The sequence below is a fragment of the Candidatus Aquicultor secundus genome (genome assembly GCF_002791875.1).
GTDB classification, from domain to species: Bacteria; Actinomycetota; Aquicultoria; order Aquicultorales; family Aquicultoraceae; genus Aquicultor_A; species Aquicultor_A secundus.
In genome coordinates this window covers 1-383 of record NZ_PFNG01000064.1, presented here as the reverse complement: position 1 = coordinate 383, position 383 = coordinate 1, and the positions used below count along the sequence as shown (strand labels likewise).

Sequence of the window (383 nt, the reverse complement as noted above, 5' to 3'; positions counted from 1 at the left end):
TACCAACAAGCATTTTGCCCAAGATTATTTAGTTGGTATCTTTCTCGTAGGCTCAGTTGCCGTTTCGACGATCGTTATAGCAAGTCGCCTCTGGCTTTTAGTAAGAGATCAACGATCCTCGAGGCCTCGGCACGGGTTACAGGGCTCGAAGGATGAAAAGTACCGTCTAGGTAGCCGCTAACAAGATTAAGGTTCCTTGCCTCAAGAATATACGGCCAACTCCAGGACGAGGATGTTACATCGGGAAAAATGTTGATGTATAACGTCTCCGGTGAAAACCGCCCGGCCTTGATAGCGATCGCCGTTACTTCTTCTCGCGTGACATTCGCCAACGGCCGGAATGTTCCATCTGAGTAACCGCCAATAATACCGAGTTCTTTAGC

Annotated in this window: 1 protein-coding gene; it reads right to left on the bottom strand. The window is 48.6% G+C overall.

The features are described 5' to 3' along the window. Positions 1-74 precede the first annotated feature (74 nt). Positions 75-383 (bottom strand): S-layer homology domain-containing protein (locus COY37_RS02610; RefSeq protein ID WP_286975910.1); only part of this gene is annotated, 309 nt, incomplete at its 5' end.